Below are 14,828 nucleotides of genomic sequence, written 5' to 3'. Positions count from 1 at the left end.
CGGCCACCGGCTCACCAGGGCAAGGCCTGGCCCTGGTAGTCGAGAAAGGCGCTGCCGCTTTGGCCAACCCGGGCCTCGATCGTCGCGACCAGACCAGCCACACTATCGGCGACTTCGACCGGGGCGCTTGCCCCGCCCAGCTCGGTGCGGACCCAGCCCGGATGCAGTGCCAGCACCGCGCAGGGCGGTTGCCGCCCGGCCACCCAGCTCTGCAGCAGGCTGTTCAGCGCTGCCTTGCTGGCGCCATAGAGTGGCATCTCGGCGGACCGCGCCAGGCTGACGCTGCCCATCTGCGAACTCAGACAGGCCATCACCCCTTCGGCGGCCATTCGCGGCGCCAGGACATCCAGCAACCGCAGGGGTGCCACGGCATTGGTGAGGAACAGCTCGCCAAGCTCCGCGGCCGTCGCCCACTGCCCGTCCTCTTCTGCCGGCCCCATGATGCCGGCGTTGACGATCAGCCGATCCAGCGAGCCAGGACGCAACTCTTCCAGCAGTCGTGTGCCGAGGTCGGGATCGCACAGATCGCCGGTCACCACCCGCAGCCGGCCCTTGGCAGTCGCCATCAGGGCATCCAACGCGGCATTCGGCGCTCGCACCAGCGCCAACACCTGAGCACCCTGCGCCAGATAGCGCTCCACCAACCCCAAACCTATGCCTCGCGAGGCACCGATCACCCAGACATTCATAGCCTTCTCCTCAGTCCGTCAACGTGATGCGCAGATGTCTTTTCTTACCCAGACTTACCCGCCGCCCGGCGTCCGTCAGCGTTAGACGGATATCGGGATCCATCACCGGCTGCTCGTCCAAACGCAGGCCACCGCCTTCCGCCAGGCGACGCACCGCACTGCGCGAAGGCTGCAGCCCGGCTGCCACCAACAACTCGACCAGGCTGACGCCCCCTTCCAGCTCTTTGCGAGTCAGGGCGATTTCCGGCAGCTGACCCGCGCCGTCTCGATCGGCGAATACCTCGGCGGCCGCCGCCTCGGCCTCGCGCTGTGCCCCCTCCCCATGGGCGAGCCGCGTCGCCTCGTTGGCCAGCACCGTCTTGGCCAGGTTGATTTCCGCGCCACCCAGGGCGCCCAGTCGGCGGACCTCGTCCAACGGCAATTCGGTAAACAGGGCCAGGAAACGTTCGACGTCCGCATCGTCGCAGTTGCGCCAGAACTGCCAGAAGTCGAAGGCCGACAGCCGCTCCTCGTTGAGCCAGACCGCGCCCTGAGCCGACTTGCCCATCTTGCGCCCATCACGGGTGGCCAGCAGCGGCATGGTCAGACCATAGAGCTGAGGGCCGCCCTGACGGCGCGACAGCTCCACGCCGTTGATGATGTTGGCCCACTGGTCGGCGCCACCCAGCTGCAGGGTGCAGCCGTAGCGCCGCGACAGCTCGACGAAATCATAGGCCTGCAGCAGGGTGTAGCCGAATTCCTCGAAGGACAGCGAGTGCTCGCGGTCGAGGCGATTCTTGATGGCATCGAAGGTCAGCAGCCGGTTGATGGAAAAATGCCGGCCGACGGCGCCGAGAAAATCCAGGTAGCCCAGGCCGTCGAGCCACTCGGCGTTGTCCACCACCTGGGCACGACCGTGGCCATCGCCCACTTCGAGATAGCGGTGAAAGGCCTTGGCGATGCCGGCCATGTTCAGGGCGATCTGGCCGTCGGTGAGTACCGGGCGACTGCTGTCGCGGAAACTGGGGTCGCCGATGCGGGTGGTGGCGCCACCGATCAGCAAGAGGATGGGATGGCCGGCACGCTGCAGCCAGCGCATCAGCATCAGGCCTTGCAGATGGCCGACGTGGAGGCTATCGGCGGTGGCGTCGAAGCCGAGATAGCCGGTCACCGGCCCGGCAGCGAAGGCGCGCGCGAGGCCATCCCGGTCGGTGGTCTGGTGGACGAAACCGCGGGCTTCGAGGGTGGCGAGCAGGTCTTGCGTGGTGCTGTCCATGGGGTCTCCTGTGGCTGGACGGTGCCAGGGAGACCGGGAGAAGTTGCCTTGACCGAGCCGCCCTAGGCGGTTCGGTCATGCAGCGCAGTACCTACCACCCGATATTGGTCAGGTAGTAGTAATAAGCGCTGATAGGACAGAGGAAGGTTCGCATGGGGCGTCACGCTACCGGCTTGCTCAGCCGTTGGCAACTGCGAACCGCTCGCACTGCCGCTTCGACCAGATGTCGCAGCTGCCCTGGCAGGCGCTGAACGAACGGCGACAGTGGCGTTCCGACTCCTGTCCTTTGCCAGCAGTATCGAGACGCAGAGATGAACCTACCCGCTCCACCCCTAGCGATCCCCCGCGCCGACGTGGCGTTTCCAGGTGTACCTGGACAAGGAAAACCCCTTGCGTGAGAGGATCCCATTGATGAAAAGCATCACCCCGGCCAACCTGCTGCTGCTACTGCTCTGCCTTACCGTACTGGCCTACGCGACCGATCTGATCGGCTAGTCGTAGCCTGGAACAACCTCAACGACGTCTAGCTGATGGTTGCCCTCCGGCGTCTCTTGGCCTAGCGTTCAGGCCTTGTCCGTCAGAGAGTTACCACACCATGTCCAGTCACCCCTCCAGCGCCGTGGAAAGCCTTGAACTGCTGGCGTCGCTGGATTCCGTCGCGGCGCTCCTGCGCGTCGTGTGCGAGGTCAGCGGCCTCGGTGTCGCCACCATCGCGGAGGTCACCGACCAGCGCTGGATCGCCTGCGCCGTGGAGGATCGGATCGCCTACGGCCTGCAACCCGGCGCGGAGCTGGATCTCGAGTCCACCCTCTGCAATCACGTGCGCTCTTCCCACGACGCCGTGGTCATCAGCGACGTGGAACAGAATCCCACCTACTGCGACCATCCGGCGCCCAGCCTCTATGGCTGGAAGAGCTATCTGTCAGTGCCCGTATTCCGCCCCAATGGCACCTTCTTCGGCACCCTTTGCGCCTTCGATCCTCGACCCGCTCCGCGACTGGAGCAGGGCTCGGTGATCACCACCCTGGAGGGGTTCGCCCGCTTGCTGGGCGAACTGCTCGCACGCGAAGAGCAACGCCGTGACGAAATGCCCGGACCGCGCGGCGACAGCGATCTGCAAACGCTGCGCGAGCAGTTGCTGGTGCTTTTTGAACAGGACCTGCAGCGGCCGTTGCAGGCGCTGGCCACCCAGGATTCCCAGGCCCGCGACGGGCAAGCCGAGGCCGGCAGGCTGGCCGGGCGCTGTGGCGAGGCGGCCGACTTCGTGCGGACGCGCCTGGGGCTGGGCTTGCCCCTGAAGCTGGCGCTGGAGGATGGCGTGAACGAACGTCTCGCCAGCTTGCTCGCGACACTGCAGGCGCGTTTTCCCGATCGGCATTTCAACGGCGAGTTGCCCGTGCTACCGGCTGCGCTCCGGCTCGATCTGCCGCGCCTCCTGCAGGCGGTGGGCGCCCTGCTCGAGCACGCCGCCGTCCAGAGCCCTGCGGGGGACACCCTCGTCCTGCGCGGTGCGCTCGAAGAGCGCAGCTACCAACTCGAGGTGAACAGCAGCGCCGCCACGGTGGACCCTGCTACCCTGGCCCAACTGTTCCAGCCCGCGCTGACCCAGGCCGACGCGCAACGACCCGCCGGCCTGGCGCTGGGCCTCTATCTCGCCCAGGAGATCGCCCGCGGCCATGGCGGCAGTTTGATCGCCCGCCTGGAGAACGGTCGTCAGCGCTTCATCCTGACTCTACCCACTGCCCTGGATTGATGCCTTTGCCTTTGCCCACTCCCTTGCTGGTGATCCGTCACGGCGAAACCGACTGGAACGCCAGCGGCCGCCTGCAAGGACGCCAGGACATCCCGTTGAACGCTCGCGGTCGCGCCCAGGCACAGGCCGTCGGCCTCGCCCTGCGCGAACGCTACGACATAGGTCCCTTCGCCTGCCTGAGCAGCCCGCTGCAGCGCGCCAGCGAAACCCTCGAACTGATCCTCGCGCAACTGCCCGGTACCCCAAGGAGCCTGGGCCGGGACGCGCGCCTGGCGGAAAAGGCCTTTGGCGACTGGGAAGGCCTGGACATGCCCACCATCGCCCAGCGCTATCCCGAGCAGCACGCCAGCCGCGCTGCCGAGCCCTATACCTTTCGGGTACCGGGTGGCGAAAGCTATGCGGATGCGGCTGAGCGGGTTCGCCCGCTGCTGGAGGCGCTCGATGGCCCCACCCTGCTGGTGGCCCACGGCGCCCTGATCCGCAGCCTGCTGGTAGCGACCGGCCTGGCCAGCGCCGAGGTGGCCACCCGGATGGTCATCCACCAGGGCCGTTGGCTGGAGCTCACGGCCGAGGGCTATCGGTGGTACAGCGCCGCCGGCTGGGGCGAGCAGCCTTAACTCAGCCGCCGGGCGAACTGGCTGACCGCACCCACGACCTGGCGGGCGCCGTCCTGGATCTCGGTGATGCGCACCCCAGCGTTGCTGGCCAGGTGCAGCCCCTGCTCCGCCTGTTGCCGACTCGCCGCCATGTTGCTGACCGCGGTCTGGGCCAGCTGCTGGTTCTGCTGTACCACCCCGACGATCTCCTCGGTGGCCTTGCTGGTGCGCCCGGCCAATTGCCGGACCTCGTCCGCGACCACGGCGAAACCGCGCCCCTGCTCGCCGGCCCGCGCCGCCTCGATGGCGGCGTTGAGCGCCAGCAGATTGGTCTGCTCGGCGATCCCGCTGATGGTCTTGACGATGGAGCTGATCACCAGCGACTGTTTGCCAAGGTCCTCGATACCGTTGGCGGCGACTTGGATCTCGTCGGCGATGCGGGTCATCACCGCCACCGTGTCCTGCACCACGGCCGCGCCCTGACGAGCGCTTTCATCGGTGGTCTGGGAGATGTCGAAGGCGACCCGCGCGGCTTCGGCCACGGCCAGCTCCTGCTCTACCTGTTCAGTGATGACGGTGGCGAACTTGATGACCTTGTACAGCTCGCCGCGGGTATTGAGCACCGGATTGTAGGACGCCTCCAACCAGACCGTGCGGCCGTGGCTGTCAATGCGCTTGAAGCGACTGGCGACATAGTCGCCGCGATTCAGCCGGTCCCAGAAGACGCGATAATCCGGAGACTCCGCCTCTTCCCGAGTGCAGAACATCCGGTGGTGCTTGCCAACGATCTGCGCCAGCGAATAGCCCATGCCCTGGAGGAACCGCTCGTTGGCGGTAAGCACCTCGCCCGCCAGGTTGAATTCGATCACTGCGGTGGAGCGCAACAGGGCATTGATGATCCCTGAGTGCTCGGTGGCGGTTTCCACCTGCTCGGTGCGGTCGTAGGCATAGCAGCGGATCTGCTTGACCCGACCCTGGGTGTCGCGCACCGGCGTCCAGATCGCATAGAGCCAGGCCACGCCGCCAGTACTACGGATCAGGCGATAGATGCCGCTCACCTGGCGACCTTCGCTGAAGCTGCGCTTCAGGTCGCCATAGCATTCCATGCATTTCACATAGTCCGGAATGATGTCATCCAGATTGCGCCCGGTCAGGCTGCCCGGGGCATAGCCCAGGCAGAGCGCGAAGTTCTCGTTGAAATCCTCGATGCGGCCCTGGGCGTCCAGCAGTAGGCTAATGGCATCGTTGCAGAACGCCGCGCGCAGCTGACGGTGCTCGGCCAGCTCGGCTTCGAGATCAGCGATACGGCGTTTGAGTGCGGAGTTGAACATGGGATCACCCAGGTAAGTTGTGTCCTACTCTGGTTCGACGCGCCGCGACATTTCTTGAAACCCCACCGGACGCCGCGTCTAGCGGCAAAGAGCCAGTTATGGTCGCGCTGGCGCCAGCGCCAGGCAGGCCGTGGCATTGGCCGCGAATTCCTACAGGCTCTAGGTCGCCCCTACTGCTTCGATGGCCCTTACCTGGGCAGCCACGGCTCCCTTCCCGATGGCGGCCAGGATACCGTTCAAGGAATCGACGAATGGTAGCCTCAATTGACCGGCAAACCTTGCTGGCTGGCCTGGCCTTCGAAGCGGCGGACCAGCCCGAGCAGGTCGATCAGAGTCGCCTGACGACTATTACCCGCCGTACCGATACCTACCCAACTCAGCGCCCGCTGCGCCGCCAGCCGGCCGTCCTCCGGCAATTGCCAGCTGCGTGCCAGGGCATCCTCGCGCAGATCGGTAAAGCTCTCGATGGCCTCTACCCGCTGGACCACGAAGCCCAGGCGCTGACGCTCGCCCTGAACCACGATCACCTGATCGCTGGCGGCGGATTCGACCGCCGTCTCCCCCGCCAGGGTACGGAGGCAGACCAGGGTGATCTGCTGCCCCCGCACTTCCAGCAGCCCCAGCAATCGTGGATCGCGCTGCCCTAGGCGCAGATAGCGCGGCGGCAGCGGCAAGACCTCGGCCACCTGTTCCAAGGGCACCGCGAACAGCGCGCCGGCAAGAAAACTCAGGCAGGGCTGACGCCGGGTCCGCTGACGCTCCTCGTTCAGGAGATTGCGGTCGGTGCGATAGATGCGTGCATAGGCCACGGCGGCCTCCTGGCGCCCCAGGGCAGCGTGATCGAGCACCACCGCCGACTCGCCGTCCGCATCGCTGAACACCCCCCGCAACAGCCCTGGCTGCTCCAGGCCGAAGTCGAGCAGCGGCGCGCACTGCGCCGGGTCACGGCGCCACATGCCGAGTAGGCGCTCGAAGCCGAAGGCCACCCGGTACTCGCCCCGCTCGCCCGCGGCCAACACCAGCAACTGCTCGCGACCGTGGACCGTCGAGGTGGTCAGGCCGAGTAACGTGGACAGTTCGAGCACCGGCAGCGTCTGGCCACGCAGCTGGACGTGATGGCGACAGCTGTCGCTGGCGAACTCAGTGGGCTCCAGCTGCGGTCGATCCACCAGCTCCTGTACCACCGCCGCATCCAGGCACAGGCGCCGGCCATCGCACTCGAACAGCAGATAGAGACGCTCGCCTTTGCGGTCCGCGCTGGCGGCCTGGTGCCGACCCGCCGGCGCCTCGGCGCTGGCCTCGAAACCTGGCAACGCCGCCAGTACCTCCAGGTCCAGCAGGTGGATGATCCGTCCCGTCTCCGGCTGCAGATGGATGCGCCCCAGCAGGCGACCGGCTGCCCCCTGCAGCGCCACGATGGCCTCGCGCGCGAGATTGAGGATATCCACGACGCCGTCGATGCTCAGGCCGAAGCGGCCGCCGCCCTGACGAATCACGGCGACCCGCCGCGGCGTTTCCACCGGGGGCAATCCCAACACGCGATGACCGTCGACCAGGGGCAGCGGGCGCCCGTCCAGCTCGAAGAGACCGAGCATCCAGGACGCCGGGCTGGGATGAGGCACCAGGCGCTCCGGCCAGGCCACTACGCGCTCCAGGGCCTGGGCGGCGATGGCGACTTCCAGGTCACCGATCCGCACGACGCCCTGGGTCTGCATCACGAACGCGGTCCTCCCACGACCGGCGCGAGCGTAGTGGCGGCGTCCAGCTCCTGGATCAGCTGATTGACCCGCGCCGCATCGTCGAGCTGCGCGGCGGTGGAGCCGTTGATGGCCTCGATGGACTGCTGGGTCTTGCCCACCCCTTCGGCAATCATGCCGAAGGCCTCTCCCACACTGCGGGAGATCTCACTGCCCTGGGCGATGCTCTTGACCGACTCCAGGATCAACTTGTTGATCTCCTTGGTCGCCTGGGACGACTTCTCGGCAAGCTTGCGTACCTCGTCGGCCACCACCGAGAAGCCCAGGCCGTGCTCACCGGCACGAGCGGCCTCAATGGCGGCGTTGAAGGCCAGCATGTTGGTCTGGTTGGCGATGTCGCTGATGACCTGGACGATGTCCTGGATACCACCGGCGGTGGTGCCTATGGCAGCCATGGCATCCAGCGAGCGAGTCAGTGTCAGGGAGCCGCGCTCGGCTTCCTCCAGGGTGCGGCGCGCCATGCGGTTGGCGTCATCGGTGGTCTCGGCGATCTGGTTGATGGAACGGGTCAGGGCGTGCAGCGAGAGATTCATCTGCTCGATCTTCTGCCGCACGTGCTGCTCCATCTCGACCTGGCGGGTGATGTCGGTGGCGAACTTCACCACCTTGTGCACCTGCCCTTCGGCGTCGAAGATCGGGTTGTAGGTCGCCTGGATCCAGATCCGCTGACCGAACTTGCTCAGCCGCATGAAGCGCCCGCCGAACACCTCGCCCTGAGCCAGTCGCGCCCAGAACTCACGGTACTCGCTGGAAGCGACATGCTCGGCTTCGCAGAAAAGCCGGTGATGCTGGCCACGAATCTCTTCCAGGCGATAGCCGAGGGTAGCCAGGAAGTTGCGATTGGCATCGAGGATCTTGCCGGTCAGGTCGAACTCGATCACCGCCTGGCCGCGATCGATGGCGGCCACCTTGCCGGCATAGTCGCTGTTGCGAATCTGACTCTCGGTGATGTCCACGGCGAACTTCACCACCTTGCACGGCTTGCCGTCGGCGTCGAAGATCGGGTTGTAGGTGGCCTGGATCCAGATCTCCTCGCCACGACTGTTGCGCCGCTTGTACACCCCGGCATCGAATTCACCGCGCCCAAGCTTATCCCAGAACAACCGATACTCCGCCGAGCGGGCATAGTCGTCAGCGCAGAACAGGCGGTGATGCTTGCCCACTATCTCGTCGGTCTGGTAACCCAGGGCCAGCAGGAAGTTGCGGTTGGCGGTCAGCACCGTGCCGTCCAGCGAGAATTCGGCGATGGCCTGGGACCGGTCGATGGCCGCTACCTTGCCTTCGTAGTCGCTGTTGCGCAGCTGAGTTTCGGTCACGTCACTGGCGAATTTGACGACCTTGTAGGGTTTGCCCTCGGCATCGAGGATGGGATTGTAGGTGGCCTGGATCCACACCTGACGCCCATCGCTGGCGCGGCGCTTGTACAAGCCGGCATCGAAGTCGCCGCGGCCGAGCTTTTCCCAGAACAGCCGATACCCCGGCGAGCGCGCATCATCCGGTTCGCAGAAGATCCGGTGATGCTTGCCACGCACCTCTTCCAGGCGATAGCCGAGTGCGGCGAGGAAATTTTCGTTGGCGTCGAGGATGGTGCCGTGCAGATCGAATTCGATCACCGCCTGGGCCCGATCGATGGCGGCCATCTTGCCTTCGAATTCGGCGGCCTGGAGTTGCGCGTCGGTCACGTCGGTGGCGAACTTCACCACCTTGTAGGGTCGGCCGTCGCTGTCGAGGATGGGATTGTAGGTGGCCTGGATCCAGATCGGTCGGCCATCGCGGCGGATACGCTTGTAGACGCCGGTATCGAAGGTGCCCTGGCCCAGTCGATTCCACAGCAGGGCATATTCCGGCGAGCGAGCGTAGTCGGCCGGGCACATCAGACTATGATGCCGCCCGCGCAGCTCATCCAGCGCGTAGCCGGTCATGTCAAGGAAGTTGTCGTTGGCACAGAGCACGTTGCCCTGCAGATCGAATTCGATCACCGCCTGGGAGCGATGGATGGCTGCGATCTTGCCCTCGAACTCCACCGCCTGCAGCCGGGCTTCAGTGATATCGGTGGCGAACTTGATGATGCGCTGGGGTTTGCCCTCGGCATCCAGCAGCGGGTTGTAGGTGGCGCGAATCCACACCAGGCTGCCGTCCTTGCGCTTGCGTCGATACACGCCACTGCGGAACTCGCCACGACTCAGCGTCTCCCAGAACGCCTGGTAGTCCTCGTTCTCGGCCACTGCCGCCGGGCAGAACAGACGATGGTGGCGTCCGCTGATCTCATCCAGGCGATAACCGAAGGTCTCCAGGAAATTGCCGTTGGCATGCAGCACCGTCCCCTGCAGATCGAACTCGATCACCGCCAGGGAGCGATCCAGGGCCTGGCGCAGGGTGTGATAGGCGCTGGCATCATCGACGGTGGCAGAGGCGGTGAAAGCGGAAGACATGGGGGCAACTCCAGGAAGGGACTCGGCAATCAGGCTATCGGCAATTGCGATAACAATTTGAGTTCCGTCTATCCTAGAGAGGTTTTCGCTCAGCGGAGCGCCAGTAGTCGTCTGACGAATGACCCGTTTCGCTTGCAGCTGGTCTCACGCCACCAGCTTGGCGCCGATGAGCATCAGCATGATCGCGAGGCAAGGCCGCAGTACCTTGTCCGGCACCCGTCCAGAGAGATGACTGCCCATGAAGATGCCCGGTAGCGAACCCAGCAGCAGAAAGCCCAGCACGTGCCAGTCCAGATTGCCCAGGCCGGCATGACCGAGCCCCGCCACCAGGGTCAGGGGGACCGCATGGGCGATTTCGGTGCCGACCAGCCGCCGGGTCGCCATCAACGGATAGAGCAGAAAGAGTGCGACCGTGCCCAAGGCCCCGGCGCCAATGGAGGTCAGGGTCACCATGAAGCCCAGCACTGCGCCGGTCAGCACCGTCAGGGCGATGAGGCGACCGGCACTCAGGTGCAGTCTGTCGCCGGCATGGCGACTGGCGAAGGCAAAGATCTGCCGTTTGAACAGGATGGCCAAGGCCGTCAGCAGCAGCACGATGCCCAGCGCCTGCTTGATCAGCGCATTGGTGGCGTGCTGATCGCCCGGCAACAGCGCCAGGGCGAGTAGCGTCAGCAGCGCGGCCGGTACGCTGCCTGCGGCCAGCCAACCGGTCACGGCCCAGTCGATGTTGCGATTGCGCTGATGGACGAAGACGCCACCGGCCTTGGTGATGGCGGCATAGAGCAGATCGGTACCCACCGCGGCGGCCGGGTTGATCCCGAACCAGAGCAGGATGGGCGTCATCAGGGACCCGCCCCCTACCCCGGTCATGCCCACGATGAAGCCCACCACCAGCCCCGCGATCACGAAGCCTATTGCCCCTACTTCCATTACAGCCCCAATTGCCGTTGTCGGCTCATCTAGCGGCCGCACAGGATAACGACTCAGGTTATGCCGAGATATATTGAAAGAATCTTTGCTTATAACCCCTGGCGCTATGCCTGAGGGATCATCTTGGGCGATGCGCGTCCAGGTAGGCGGTAATCTCCGCATCGTCATAGCCCGCATGGCGAGCATGGGTCGCGACCGCGTCACGACAGGCAGGATCGCTGATGGTCGCCGGTATCGAGACGCCGCAGGGCGTCAACGAGGCTTGAGCGAGAAAGCTCTGCAGATCTTGCTTGTGCTCTTCGGCAACGGGATGGGTACCCGTGGTCGGTGCATGGGCTGCCACCGGCGGCGCCGTCGTCGCTACCACGGCCGGCTCGCTGCCAGTCGAATCGCTCTTGTGCGTGGTCGCCACGGCGGCCACTACCAGCAGACCGAAACCTGCCGTCAATACCAGCAGCTTGCGCGTCGAATTCCCGCTCATGATCCTTGCTTCCCTATAAAACTCTTACCGCTTCGGACATTGCCTTGTCTCAAAACGACGCAAGTCGAACTTTTAACCAATCGAGTCAGACAATATCTTTCCGACTTATGTTCAGTGGAAGCCGGCTCATGCCACACTCCGGGGCATCAGGAACCAGGAGCGGCTCATGCAGCAAAAGGATTTCATCGGCCCTCGATTACGCCAGCTCAGCGCGGACCTCTCACTTGCCGATCAGTTGGCGGAAACCGCCCAGATCGACCTCAATGCCGATCTCAAGCGCCGGGTACGGGAAGACCTTGAACGCGCGCTACGTGAGGTCGGCCAGCTCAGCGAAGAACAGACGCTGTGGCTGAGTTGGGCCTCCAGCTGAGGTGCCCGCCCAGACGTTATCGCTGCGGCGTCGTCGCACTGTAACGGACGACTGATATCTAGGACGGGTATCTCTACCTGGAGCCTGGCATGAACTCGGACTACGAAATCAGTGACGACATCGCTCAGTGGGTCGGCAGCGTCTTGCTGAGCCTGGTGCTGCTCAGTGGCGGCGCCATTGGCGGTACGCTCTTCCTGCTGAGCGAGACCCTTGCCTGACCGTCTGTCGCCTGGCGTCTTCAGCTACCAGGCACAGCGAGTCCGTCGTTGACCCGACGCTCGCCTGCCCGCACGCGCCCTGTCCGCCAGTGATCCGCCTGCAACTTGCATTGATCGCCCGGCGCGCTACTCTCGAAAGGTGGCAATAACTATTAGTGCACACAGCGAGAGGCCGGATCATGCGAACCCAACTGACCCGCTCGATCACCCTGTTCGACGACCCGCACCCGTATGCGGCCGTGAGGGACAGCTCACCAGCGCCCACAGGCGTACGCTTAGCCAGCGGCTTCCGCCAGATATGGACCGGGGCCGTGCTGTTTGGCACCACCTTTGGCCTCGCCCTCTGCGCGCCTCTGCTCCGGCATCTCCACTAACCACCCAAGGCTGGAAACAGGGGCGCTGGCGGCTGCGCACCTCAAGGCACCGGTCGCCGCTCGAATTCCAGACACAAAAAAACCGGCACTAGGCCGGCTTTCTGCTTTGCATCTTGATTGGTGCGGACGGAGAGACTCGAACTCTCACACCTTGCGGCGCCAGAACCTAAATCTGGTGTGTCTACCAATTCCACCACGTCCGCGAGACGCTTGAAAGACGAACGCCAGACACGAGGTCTGGCGTTCGCTGAATATGGGGTGGACGATGGGAATCGAACCCACGACACCAGGAGCCACAATCCTGTGCTCTACCAACTGAGCTACGCCCACCATATCTTACATGCTTGCCGTCGCCGAACCGCCAATGGCGCGCCCGGCAGGACTCGAACCTGCGACCATCCGCTTAGAAGGCGGATGCTCTATCCAGCTGAGCTACGGGCGCCTGTTACGGCAGCTGCCCTAGCAGAGACTTCCTTGGTGAGAAGCCTCTTGCCTGGCCCTTGTCAGTGACTTGGGCTGTGCTCGGCAAGCGGGGCGAATGTTATAAAGCTCGCGGCACCCCGTCAACTAATTTTTTAAAAATTTTGAAGCAGAAAGAATGAGTTAGCCGTCGCCCGAGGCTTCTCTGTTGCCAGTGGGCCCGTCCATGCGAAAATAGCCGACCCTTTTCCGTCACCACCAGAAACCGCCCATGACCGCCCAACTGATCGACGGCAAGTCCATTGCCGCCCGCCTGCGCCAGGATATTGCCCAGCGAGTCTCTCAACGTCGTAGCGCCGGACTGCGCGCCCCTGGCCTCGCCGTCATCCTGGTCGGCGACGATCCCGCCTCGCGCGTCTATGTGGCGCACAAACGCAAGGATTGCGAAGAGGTAGGCTTCGACTCCTATGCCCATGACCTGCCCGCCAGCACCAGCCAGGCGGAGCTGGAAGCCCTGATCGACCGTCTCAATGACGACACCAGCGTGGATGGCATCCTCCTGCAGCTGCCCCTCCCCGCCCACCTGGATGCCACCACGCTGCTCGAACGCATCCGCACCGACAAGGACGTGGACGGCTTCCACCCCTATAACCTGGGCCGTCTGGCGCAGCGCAATCCCCAGCTGCGGCCCTGCACGCCCAAGGGCATCATGACCCTGCTACACAGCACCGGTGTCGACCTCTATGGTCTGGATGCGGTGGTGGTCGGCGCTTCCAACATCGTTGGTCGCCCCATGGCGCTGGAACTGCTGCTGGCCGGCTGCACCGCCACGGTCACCCACAGATTCACCCGCTCCCTCGAACACCATGTCAGCCAGGCCGACCTGGTAGTGGTCGCCGTGGGCAAGCCGGGGTTGGTCAAGGGCGAATGGATCAAGCCCGGCGCCATCGTCATCGACGTCGGCATCAATCGCCAGGCCGACGGCCGTCTGGTTGGCGACGTGGAATACGAAAGCGCGCGCGAACGTGCCAGCTGGATCACCCCGGTACCGGGCGGAGTCGGCCCCATGACGCGGGCTTGCCTGCTGGAAAACACCCTGTACGCTGCCGAACAGCTGCACAGCTAAAAAAAACGGGCCCCGCGGGGCCCGTTCTTCATTCGGCTACGTCTCAGGGCAGCCAGGACTTCACGCGATCCGGGTGCTTGGCCAGCCAGGCCTTGGCGGCCTCTTCCGGCTTCTGGCCTTCTTCGACCGCCAGCATCACCTCGTTCACCTCACCCGGCTGCCAGGCGAACTTCTTCAGGAAGTCCCAGACCGGCTTGGCCTTGGCTTCCAGCGCGGGGTTGGCCACGGTATCGACATGCTCGGAGCCGCCGAATACGCCCTTGGGATCTTCCAGGAACTTGAGTTTCCACTTGGCGAACATCCAGTGCGGCACCCAACCGGTCACCACGACGGCCTTCTGGTCCTTCTCGGCGCGGGTCAGCTCGGCGATCATGCCGCTGCCCGAACTGGCCACCAGCTTGTAATCCAGACCGTAGTCCTTGATCGCCTGATCGGCCTTGATCATGACCCCGGCACCGGCGTCGATACCGATGATACGGCCGCCGAAGTCAGTTTTCTGCGCCTGCAGATCGGCGATGCTGTTGGCCTTGACGTATTCCGGCACGATCAAACCGATCTTGGCGTCGGGGGTGTTGACGTTCAGATCGACCACCTGGTCTTTCATCTTCTCGTAGTAGGCGCCGTGGGTGACCGGCAACCAGGCGGAGAGCATGGCGTCGAGTTTGCCGCGAGCGACGCCCTGCCACATGATGCCGGCGGCAACCGGCATGAGCTTGACTTCATAGCCCAGATTCTGGCGGATCACTTCAGCTGCGGTGTGGGTGGTTGCCACGCTGTCGGCCCAGCCATCGACATAGCCGATGGTGATTTCGGGCTTGGCCGCCTGGGCCAGGCCCATGGCGGTGGTGAGCGCAACACCGAGTCCTATTCCCAACAGTTTCTTCACCATGCTCATGCAGCAGTCCTCTCGCTATGGAATTCGGGCGGTTGCCCCATACCCATCATTCGGGCAATGCAAGATGGCCACTACCGCCTGGACGACCTACATAGACCGGTTAGCGACAAGAGCCGCACTTTTCACGACATCGGTTGTCGCTTGACGCGGACCATGGACCGCTCTGTAATCAACGCCTCGCAGAAACCTTCCCCTGTCGAT

General features: G+C 64.5%; 11 protein-coding genes, 3 tRNA genes and 4 pseudogenes. 5 read left to right on the top strand and 13 right to left on the bottom strand.

Annotated elements, in window-relative coordinates; genetic code table 11:
• Nucleotides 1-11 precede the first annotated feature (11 nt).
• Both PJ259_RS02550 and tyrS read right to left on the bottom strand, forming a co-directional pair.
• Nucleotides 12-689, bottom strand: coding sequence for an SDR family oxidoreductase (locus tag PJ259_RS02550; RefSeq protein ID WP_271654600.1), 678 nt, complete (start codon nt 687-689; stop codon nt 12-14).
• A gap of 10 nt (nt 690-699) precedes the next feature.
• Entirely contained in the window at nt 700-1,944 is a 1,245-nt protein-coding gene (gene tyrS / locus PJ259_RS02545; protein ID WP_271654599.1) for a tyrosine--tRNA ligase, read from the bottom strand.
• Nucleotides 1,945-2,539: 595 nt separating this feature from the next.
• Between tyrS and PJ259_RS02540 the strand changes: the two genes are divergently transcribed.
• Entirely contained in the window at nt 2,540-3,697 is a 1,158-nt protein-coding gene (locus PJ259_RS02540) for a GAF domain-containing sensor histidine kinase (RefSeq protein ID WP_271654598.1), read from the top strand.
• A 5-nt stretch (nt 3,698-3,702) separates the two neighbouring features.
• Nucleotides 3,703-4,314, top strand: a complete 612-nt coding sequence (locus tag PJ259_RS02535; protein ID WP_271654597.1) for a histidine phosphatase family protein — start codon at nt 3,703-3,705, stop codon at nt 4,312-4,314.
• Here the strand turns inward: PJ259_RS02535 and PJ259_RS22830 are convergent.
• The 7 genes and pseudogenes from PJ259_RS22830 to PJ259_RS02510 form a co-directional block, all read right to left on the bottom strand.
• Nucleotides 4,311-4,748 (bottom strand): annotated as a pseudogene (locus PJ259_RS22830) (methyl-accepting chemotaxis protein); the annotation flags it as partial. The gene PJ259_RS02535 and the pseudogene PJ259_RS22830 sit on opposite strands and share 4 nt — an antisense overlap.
• Nucleotides 4,749-4,853: 105 nt before the next feature.
• A pseudogene (locus tag PJ259_RS22825) lies at nt 4,854-5,624 on the bottom strand (PAS domain-containing protein); the annotation flags it as partial.
• Nucleotides 5,625-5,884: 260 nt separating this feature from the next.
• Complete coding sequence (locus PJ259_RS02525) at nt 5,885-7,339, bottom strand: chemotaxis protein CheW (RefSeq protein WP_271655820.1); 1,455 nt, start codon at nt 7,337-7,339, stop codon at nt 5,885-5,887.
• A pseudogene (locus PJ259_RS22820) lies at nt 7,339-7,785 on the bottom strand (methyl-accepting chemotaxis protein); the annotation flags it as partial. The pseudogene PJ259_RS22820 and the gene PJ259_RS02525, both read right to left, overlap by 1 nt.
• A 165-nt stretch (nt 7,786-7,950) precedes the next feature.
• Nucleotides 7,951-9,813, bottom strand: a pseudogene (locus PJ259_RS02520) (PAS domain-containing protein); the annotation flags it as partial.
• Nucleotides 9,814-9,957: 144 nt separating this feature from the next.
• A complete protein-coding gene (locus PJ259_RS02515) occupies nt 9,958-10,743 on the bottom strand; it encodes a sulfite exporter TauE/SafE family protein (RefSeq protein WP_059314520.1) in 786 nt (261 codons plus the stop codon).
• A gap of 118 nt (nt 10,744-10,861) precedes the next feature.
• Nucleotides 10,862-11,224, bottom strand: a complete 363-nt coding sequence (locus PJ259_RS02510; protein ID WP_271654595.1) for a hypothetical protein — start codon at nt 11,222-11,224, stop codon at nt 10,862-10,864.
• Nucleotides 11,225-11,390: 166 nt separating this feature from the next.
• Here PJ259_RS02510 and PJ259_RS02505 point away from each other — a divergent pair, with 166 nt between their 5' ends.
• Together PJ259_RS02505 and PJ259_RS02500 are read left to right on the top strand one after the other, a co-directional pair.
• Nucleotides 11,391-11,594, top strand: coding sequence for a hypothetical protein (locus tag PJ259_RS02505; protein ID WP_059314518.1), 204 nt, complete (start codon nt 11,391-11,393; stop codon nt 11,592-11,594).
• An 89-nt stretch (nt 11,595-11,683) separates the two neighbouring features.
• Complete coding sequence (locus PJ259_RS02500) at nt 11,684-11,812, top strand: hypothetical protein (protein WP_271654594.1); 129 nt, start codon at nt 11,684-11,686, stop codon at nt 11,810-11,812.
• 492 nt (nt 11,813-12,304) lie between these two features.
• On the opposite strand, the gene PJ259_RS02495 is transcribed toward PJ259_RS02500, so the two are convergent.
• From PJ259_RS02495 to PJ259_RS02485, 3 genes are all read right to left on the bottom strand, one after another.
• Nucleotides 12,305-12,389 (bottom strand) — tRNA-Leu (locus PJ259_RS02495).
• A gap of 51 nt (nt 12,390-12,440) precedes the next feature.
• A tRNA-His gene (locus PJ259_RS02490) sits at nt 12,441-12,516 on the bottom strand.
• A 35-nt stretch (nt 12,517-12,551) separates the two neighbouring features.
• Nucleotides 12,552-12,628 (bottom strand) — tRNA-Arg (locus PJ259_RS02485).
• Nucleotides 12,629-12,877: 249 nt separating this feature from the next.
• On the opposite strand from PJ259_RS02485, the gene folD reads away from it, so the two are divergent.
• Entirely contained in the window at nt 12,878-13,732 is an 855-nt protein-coding gene (folD, locus tag PJ259_RS02480) for a bifunctional methylenetetrahydrofolate dehydrogenase/methenyltetrahydrofolate cyclohydrolase FolD (protein ID WP_059314516.1), read from the top strand.
• A gap of 43 nt (nt 13,733-13,775) precedes the next feature.
• Here the strand turns inward: folD and PJ259_RS02475 are convergent, their stop codons facing one another.
• The gene (locus PJ259_RS02475) at nt 13,776-14,627 is read right to left on the bottom strand and encodes a glycine betaine ABC transporter substrate-binding protein (protein WP_271654593.1); all 852 of its coding nucleotides are present in this window, start codon (nt 14,625-14,627) and stop codon (nt 13,776-13,778) included.
• Nucleotides 14,628-14,828 lie beyond the last annotated feature (201 nt).

It is taken from the genome of Pseudomonas sp. JBR1 (assembly GCF_028198185.1).
Taxonomy (GTDB): domain Bacteria; phylum Pseudomonadota; class Gammaproteobacteria; order Pseudomonadales; family Pseudomonadaceae; genus Chryseomonas; species Chryseomonas oryzihabitans_E.
The sequence above is the reverse complement of the archived record's forward strand: the minus strand, read 5'-3'. Positions and strand labels throughout refer to the sequence as shown.